This window comes from Oceanisphaera arctica (genome assembly GCF_002936955.1).
In the GTDB taxonomy this organism is placed as follows: Bacteria; Pseudomonadota; Gammaproteobacteria; order Enterobacterales; family Aeromonadaceae; genus Oceanimonas; species Oceanimonas arctica.
This window is the reverse complement of the sequence record NZ_MPZM01000039.1, coordinates 21,308-28,162: the sequence shown is the minus strand read 5'-3', so window position 1 is coordinate 28,162 and position 6,855 is coordinate 21,308. Positions and strand designations below refer to the sequence as shown.

8 protein-coding genes are annotated in these 6,855 nt (G+C 57.4%); 3 read left to right on the top strand and 5 right to left on the bottom strand.

The features are described from left to right. Together UN63_RS13750 and betI are read right to left on the bottom strand one after the other, a co-directional pair. Positions 1-1,002 (bottom strand): aldehyde dehydrogenase family protein (locus tag UN63_RS13750; protein WP_104487520.1); only part of this gene is annotated, 1,002 nt, incomplete at its 3' end. Further along, a complete protein-coding gene (gene betI, locus UN63_RS13745; RefSeq protein WP_104487518.1) occupies positions 993-1,601 on the bottom strand; it encodes a transcriptional regulator BetI in 609 nt (202 codons plus the stop codon). The genes betI and UN63_RS13750, both read right to left, overlap by 10 nt. A 326-nt stretch (positions 1,602-1,927) precedes the next feature. Here betI and UN63_RS13740 point away from each other — a divergent pair, with 326 nt between their 5' ends. Further along, the gene (locus tag UN63_RS13740) at positions 1,928-2,437 is read left to right on the top strand and encodes a lipocalin family protein (protein ID WP_104487516.1); all 510 of its coding nucleotides are present in this window, start codon (positions 1,928-1,930) and stop codon (positions 2,435-2,437) included. A 116-nt stretch (positions 2,438-2,553) separates the two neighbouring features. Further along, the gene (locus UN63_RS13735; protein WP_104487514.1) at positions 2,554-3,012 is read left to right on the top strand and encodes a c-type cytochrome; all 459 of its coding nucleotides are present in this window, start codon (positions 2,554-2,556) and stop codon (positions 3,010-3,012) included. 612 nt (positions 3,013-3,624) lie between these two features. Here UN63_RS13735 and UN63_RS13730 read toward each other — a convergent pair. From UN63_RS13730 to UN63_RS13720, 3 genes are all read right to left on the bottom strand, one after another. Further along, positions 3,625-4,305 carry a cytochrome b/b6 domain-containing protein gene (locus tag UN63_RS13730; protein ID WP_104487512.1) on the bottom strand — a complete coding sequence of 227 codons (681 nt, stop codon included), beginning with the start codon at positions 4,303-4,305 and terminating at the stop codon, positions 3,625-3,627. 185 nt (positions 4,306-4,490) lie between these two features. Then, the gene (locus UN63_RS13725) at positions 4,491-5,156 is read right to left on the bottom strand and encodes a hypothetical protein (protein WP_104487510.1); all 666 of its coding nucleotides are present in this window, start codon (positions 5,154-5,156) and stop codon (positions 4,491-4,493) included. Positions 5,157-5,314: 158 nt separating this feature from the next. Then, the gene (locus UN63_RS13720) at positions 5,315-5,611 is read right to left on the bottom strand and encodes a DUF3634 family protein (protein ID WP_229793589.1); all 297 of its coding nucleotides are present in this window, start codon (positions 5,609-5,611) and stop codon (positions 5,315-5,317) included. Between the two features lie 70 nt (positions 5,612-5,681). On the opposite strand from UN63_RS13720, the gene UN63_RS13715 reads away from it, so the two are divergent. Then, on the top strand, positions 5,682-6,803 hold the full coding sequence (locus UN63_RS13715) for an endonuclease/exonuclease/phosphatase family protein (protein ID WP_229793590.1): 1,122 nt from the start codon (positions 5,682-5,684) through the stop codon (positions 6,801-6,803). Positions 6,804-6,855 lie beyond the last annotated feature (52 nt).

Here is a 6,855-nt window from a genome sequence, read left to right as displayed (position 1 = left end):
CACCTTCTGCTGATGCGCATGGGAAATGAGGGCGCCGAAGTTGGTGGCCGGATCCATGGGGTCACCGGCGATGATGTTGTGGCGGGTACGCTCCAGCAGCCGTTCCATGAAGGCCGGGTAGATAGCCTTGTGTACTAATACCCGGGTGCCGTTGGTACAGATTTCGCCCTGGGTGTAGAAGTTGCCGAGCATGGCGGCGGAGACGGCGTCGTCCACATCCGCATCGTCGAAGATGATCAGCGGTGACTTGCCCCCCAGCTCCATGGTCACTTCTTTCAGCGAACCGGCGGCGGCGGCCATGACTTTTTTGCCGGTGCCGACTTCGCCGGTGAAGGACACCTTGGCGATATCCGGGTGCTGGGTGAGCCAGGCACCGACGGCGCCGTCACCCTGCACCACGTTGAACACCCCGGCGGGTACCCCGGCCTCGATGAAGATTTCGGCCAGTTTGAGTGCCCCCAGCGGGGTTTCTTCCGACGGTTTGAAGATCATGGCGTTGCCGCAGGCCAGGGCCGGGGCGGCTTTCCAGCAGGCGATTTGCAGCGGGTAGTTCCAGGCGCCGATGCCGGCACAGATGCCGAGCGGTTCGCGCCGGCTGTAGTAGAAATCGCCGCCGAGATCCTGCTGATTGCCTTCGATGGAGGGGGCCAGGCCGGCGAAAAATTCGATGCTGTCGGCGCCGGTCACCACATCCACCACCGAGGCTTCCTGCCAGGGTTTGCCGGTGTCCTGCACCTCGATGCGAGCCAGCTCGTCATTGCGCTCGCGCAGTAGCGCCACCGCCCGCAACAGGATGCGGCTGCGCTCCATGCCACTCATGGCCGACCACTGATCGAAGCCCCGGCGGGCCGAGGCGATGGCGGCGTCCTGTACATAGGCATCGGCCACTTCCATCTGGTAGGCGACCTCGCCGGTGGCCGGGTTGATGACGTCGAAGGTGTCACCGCTTTCGTTGGCCAGGTAGCGGCCGTCGACAAAATTCTGATAGTGCATCAATGACATGCTTTTGCTCCATGCGGGGTTAACAGCTGTTCGATAAAGGATTTGCACAAGGCCTCGGCCTGGGCGAAGTCGGTTGATGGAGCCGGGCTCAGGGCACTGCGCAGCCAGAAACCGTCGATCATGGCCGCGGTCTGCAGGGCGGCGTTGGTTGCCGCCTCGTCGTCCAGCAGTTGGCGGAAGGAATAGCGCAGGTTGCTGTACAGGCGGCGGCTGTTGACGTGTTGCAGCCGGGCCAGGGCCGGATCGTGCATGGCCTGGGCCCAGAAGCTGAGCCAGGACCTGGTGGTCGGTTGCGAGCGCTGAAACTCGGTGAAGTTGGCTTCCACTATGATCATCAGTCGTTGCCGGGGCGAGTGTTGTTCACCGCCGTCGGTCTTGCGCAGCAGCGCCAGTTTCAGTTCATCCAGCAGCTGCCTTACGGTGGCTTCAATCAAGCCCTGTTTGCCGCCGAAGTAGTGGCTGATGATGCCCGATGACATTCCCGCCAGCCGGCTGATGCTGTTGATGGTGGTGTTATGCAGGCCATACTCGGCCACCGACGCCAGGGTGGCGTCGATCAGCTGTTTCCTGCGAATTTCCTGTACTCCGACGATAGGCATATTTTATTGATTGACTGTTCAATTAGTGTAAAGAAGCCTAAAGGTTAGAGCTGTAATTATCAATGCTGAAGCGCTTTAAAATTGAGCTATTAAATCGTAATTTTAATTAATTATTTGTTTTTGTTGTGTTTTATTTTTTTAACTTTTCTTATGGTGCTTAGGTTTTTCGCTTAGTGCCGTTATTTTTATGGTCTGTCAGATATTGCTGTCACAGGGATAAGGTGCGGATCTCGTGCGTCTTTCTGCTAGGCTATTTCGGGATTTATGACTCGCAGAGATGAAGCATCGAGCTCATCTTCGGGGGATTAAAATAAGGAGATATCAGGATGCGAAGACTGATTTTGTTGCTGGTTGGATTCCTGGCGGGCTGTACTGGAATGCCCGATAAGGTGACGCCGGTCAAGAATTTTGATGCCGAGCGTTATCTGGGTACCTGGTATGAAGTGGCCCGGCTGGATCACTCCTTCGAACGGGGACTGGAGCGGGTGAGCGCCGAATATCAGCCGCGCGAAGATGGCGGCATCCGGGTGTTAAATCGGGGCGTCGATACCGGGAGCGGAGAAGTAAAAGAGGCGGAAGGAAAAGCCTGTTTTGTGAACGATGAGCAGGAAGCTTATCTGAAGGTGTCTTTCTTCGGCCCCTTCTACGGCTCCTACGTGGTGTTTGAGCTGGATGACGATTATCAGCATGCGTTTGTGTCCGGCTATAATCACGATTATCTGTGGTTGCTGGCCCGCGATCCCGTGGTCAGCCCCGAGCTGAAGGCCCGCTTTGTGATCAGAGCAAAAGAGCTGGGCTTTGCTACAGATGGGCTCATCTGGGTGAATCAGGAGTAGCGTCGCAATTTCACTTTTTGATGGTGGCTTTGCCTGATTCTATGGCTTACCGTAAGTCGCTAATTGATGTGAAACTTTTTCATGAGCACTGGAAAATAACTAAAAAGGAGCAAAACATGCTGAAAAAAGTCGTGCTGCTGGCCCTCGGCGGCGCTTTCGCCACTACCGTTGCCGCCCAGTCCGAGATCTTCAAGGCGGATGACCTGGTCAAGTATCGTCAGTCCATCTATCAGGTGGTAGGGGCACAGGCCAAGGTGATGGGCGCCATGGTAAAAGGCGAGATCGACTTCGATGGCGAAGCGCTGCATCAGCGTGCTGTGAACATCGGTAACGTCGGCAAGCTGCTGGGCGAAACCTATGTGCCGGCGACCCAAGGCGTGAAAGAGAGCAATATGCTGCCTGCCGCCTGGGAAGACATGGACGGTTTCAGCGCCAAGGGCAAGGCCTTTGGCAGCGCGCTGCAAGAGCTGATTGCAGTGTCCGGCGAGCCTGGCTTCGATGAAGCCAAGGCGAAACCCGCCGTGGGCAAGCTGCTGAAAAGCTGCAAGGCCTGTCACGACGACTATCGCGATTAAGCGATTTGCCTGAAAACAAAAAAGGAGCCTTTCGGCTCCTTTTTTGTTTTTGATATAGGGGATATCATACCCACCGCATTAAACATTCGATCTTTTTGACTGTCATACCCATCCCGGACAAAGGGCCCGCTCCACCGACCCGCTCAAGCACCTCCTTGTGACGCTCAGCACATGACATCCGACCGCCATGGAAGGCGGGAGTGCCAGCATTGCAGGAGCTTTTGTTGGTCCTGTCATGTGATGGTCGGTGGAGCAGATCCCTTTGCCCTCCTTGATGCTCCGGCGTCGCCTGTTAGCACTGCCTGCGGACAACTCGGTGTTCCAGAAGAGGCAACAGAGAACGGCTCCCACGACCGTGAAATGCCATGGCCGGAAAATGCTCCTGCCGTTCCGGCATTCCCGCCGTCCCTGGTGGTCAGAAGGCATTTCCGAGCCCCCATGGGGCGAGCTTGTCTCGCCGTGATGAATCATTTCAGCCTGACCGAGCATCCAGTGAATGCTCGCAGTAGGCTGAAATGGTGAGTGTCATTTACCAGTGGCGTGTCGAGGGAGGCGGCTATGTTGCCTCTGGTCTGGGGCCTCAATATGACCAGATCATTACTGGGATTGGTATCAGACGGCGTTGAACAGCGCCCAGATAGTGCCGGCAGCGAGTGAGACAGCCAGAATGAAGCGTGGCCAGGGAAAGGCATGGGTAGGGGGATCCAGCTGATCTGCCACCCGGTCGGCGGGCGCTTCCTTGTGGCCGGTGATCATGGCCTTGACCAGACCCTCGCCACGTAACCGATGCAGTACTATGGCCAGTATGTGTAGCCCTATTATCAACAGCAGCCCCTGATAAAACCAGGACTTGTGCCAGTCGGTCATCAGGCTGGTGGTGGCGCCCGAGACGTAGCTATACAGCGGCCCTTCAGAGAAGATGTCGTCGGTGGCGAACAGGCCGGTGCCGGCCTGAAACAGCAGGGTGCCCAGCATCACCAGTACCATGACGCCGCCGAGCGGGTTATGGCTGAGATACACCGGTTTTTGCGGGGCCAGGGTGGCGCGCAGATAGGCGATAATGCGGCCTGGATGGTAGATGAAATGGCCGAAACGGGCATAAGGGGTGCCGATAAAGCCCCAGATAATACGATACAGCAGCAGCCCCAGCAGCAACTGGGCGAACAGCATGTGCTGCTCCATGTCATCGCCGGCCGAGCGCCACAGCAAAAACAGCAGTATCGGCAGGCTCCAGTGAAAAACCCGGACAGACCAGTCCCAGACATGAACCGGGTGATGGGACGACGTGCTCATGAATGTGCTCTCCTGTGAACTCGATATGCGGCAATATTAACCCGAGCATTATTTTTATTTAAGTAGATGCTTAAGTTTGTGCGGGCTGCCATGCCATTTTTGGCGAGAAATAGATTATCAGGGTCACAAAATAAAACATCCCGGTAAAGACCGGGATGTGAGAGCAGAGGAATAAATAGGTCGTGTTATTTGGCCGGTGCCTGGCTTAATTTGGCCAGTGCCTGCTCCAGCCCCTGACGGAACTGGTTGCGGGTCAGGGCGTCGATTTCCAGCCATCTGTTACTCGGCGCGAAGTCGACTTTGGTCTCGGTGACCACATCTTTCCCCTGCAGGGCAATCCAGCGCGGATCGTAGTTGCGCTGTTGTTCGCTGTCCCATTCCAGTACCTGGCTGACGATGCCCTGTAGCCGTTGTGGATTACTCATGGAATAAGGGGCGATACGAACGCCGAAGCGCTGGTTCAGCTGGTTTACTGCGCTGTGGGCGGTGTCATCACCGGATTTGTTGGCGTCGCTGCGGGCTCGTAGCTGGGCGGCGTAATACCAGAAGGTGGCCTGATCCTGATAGTCGTTGTCGAACATGATGGCGGAGATCAGATACAGCACCGGCGGTGCGTACTCGTTGGGGCTTTTCAGTATGTCGTTGATGGTGTCGCCCTCACCACTGGTAATGGCGTCCATCGCCTGCTGGGAACGGCTGACGTCAATCTGGGCGAATTCTCCCTTGGGGGTGATTTCCTGAGGAGACTGGCTGCTGGTGTCGGGGGTCGGCTTTTTGGCCTGCTCGGCCGGTGGCTGACTGGAGCAGGCGGCCAGCAGGCCACAGAGTAACAGGGGATATAATTTCATCATTCGACCTCATCAAGAGTAATATCTCCAGCAAAGCGGGAAATCGAGTTCAGGTCAAGAGTGCCGAGGTAATTCCTGGGCCGATTGTCAGACGGTCAGTCATGGCTGTGGCACTTTATGACGGCTCAAGACTGCATGACCGCTCAAGACAGCATGACCGTTCAGGACTGCTGCTGCCAGAACAGATGAATGTCTTGACGGTAAGAGGCGGGAATGCTGCGTGAACAGCTGAGCACTACCTCGTCGCCTTTCTTGATGCCACGAACGGTGCCCTTCAGGGTGCGCGCATCCTGCATCAGCTGTCGGCAATGGCGAACCAGTGCCTGCGGTGGTCGCCCACGTTTCACATTGAGGTGAATACCCTCGATGGTGATCAAAAAGCGTTCCTGGCGGCGGCGCAGGGCATGCAGCAGGCCGAATAGCGCCAGCGAAATCAGACTCATGGTGCTGAACATCATTTTCATCCTTGAAAAACAGCGATTAATGCGAGAATGATGACAGTTTGAACAATAAAGGCAAGCCGGCTGCATGATGTCGCCCTTAAAAATGAGAGTCGCCACCTTCAATGTGGCCCTGGATCGCGCCCGTCCGGGGCAGCTGGCCGCCGAACTGGAGACAGGTAACCATCGCCAACCCGGGCAGATTGCCCGTATTGTGCAGCACATCAGGCCCGATGTGCTGTTGATGAACGAGTTTGATCATGACGGCGACGGGCTGGACGATAGTCATCTGCGGCTGTTTTGCGAAGACTATCTGGCGGTCGGAGAGCGGGGTATCGAGTACCCGTATCGTTATCTGGTGCCCACCAACACCGGACTGCTGGCACCGGTGGCGTTGCACGGAGCCGGCAGCCCGGCGCTGCCTGCCGACGGTCTGGGCTTCGGCACCTTTCATGGTCAGTATGGCTTTGCGGTGCTGTCGCGCTTTCCGCTGTTATTCGAGCAGATGCGCAGTTTTCGCCATTTTTTATGGCAAGACATGCCTGGGGCCCGGTTGCCGATGACAGCGGAGGGCAGCTATTACAGCGCCGAGGCGCTTGCGGTACTGCCGCTGTCGTCCAAGAGTCACCTCGACTTGCCGGTGCGTCTGCCCAGTGGCCGGGTGCTGCACCTGCTGGCCTGCCATCCGGCGCCGCCCATTGATGAAGGTCCGGAGCGGCGCAATAGCTGCCGCAATCACGACGAGCTACGGCTGTGGCATGATTATATTCGTCCCGGGCGGGGTGACTATCTGGTGGATGATGCGGGTGGCAGGGGCGGGCTGGCTCTCGGATCCGACTTTGTCATACTGGGGGATTTGAATGCGGATCCGATAGACGGTGACGGCTTTCGCGAGGGTATTCAGACATTGCTGGCCGACATGGTGCTTAATCGCAGTGTGGCATTGGGTCGGCTGCGGCCCGCCTCACGCGGTGGCTTCGGGCTCAGGGGAATGTCGGCACGGCGAGGCTCACCGCGATTCTGGACGCACAGTCAGGGACTGCGACTCGATTATGTGCTGCCCGGGCGTAGCCTGCAGGCCCTGGCGAGTGGGGTGTTCTGGCAGCCACCCAGTCAGTCTGGTGCCGAGCTGTTCTGGAACAAGCGGGGCTGGCCGGAGCGTAGTGCCAGCTCGGATCACCGCCTGGTGTGGGTGGATATCGCCATATAGCGGTGTGAGTATCCTCACGCTTTCGCCGGGCAAGGGCGCAATAACGCGAGCG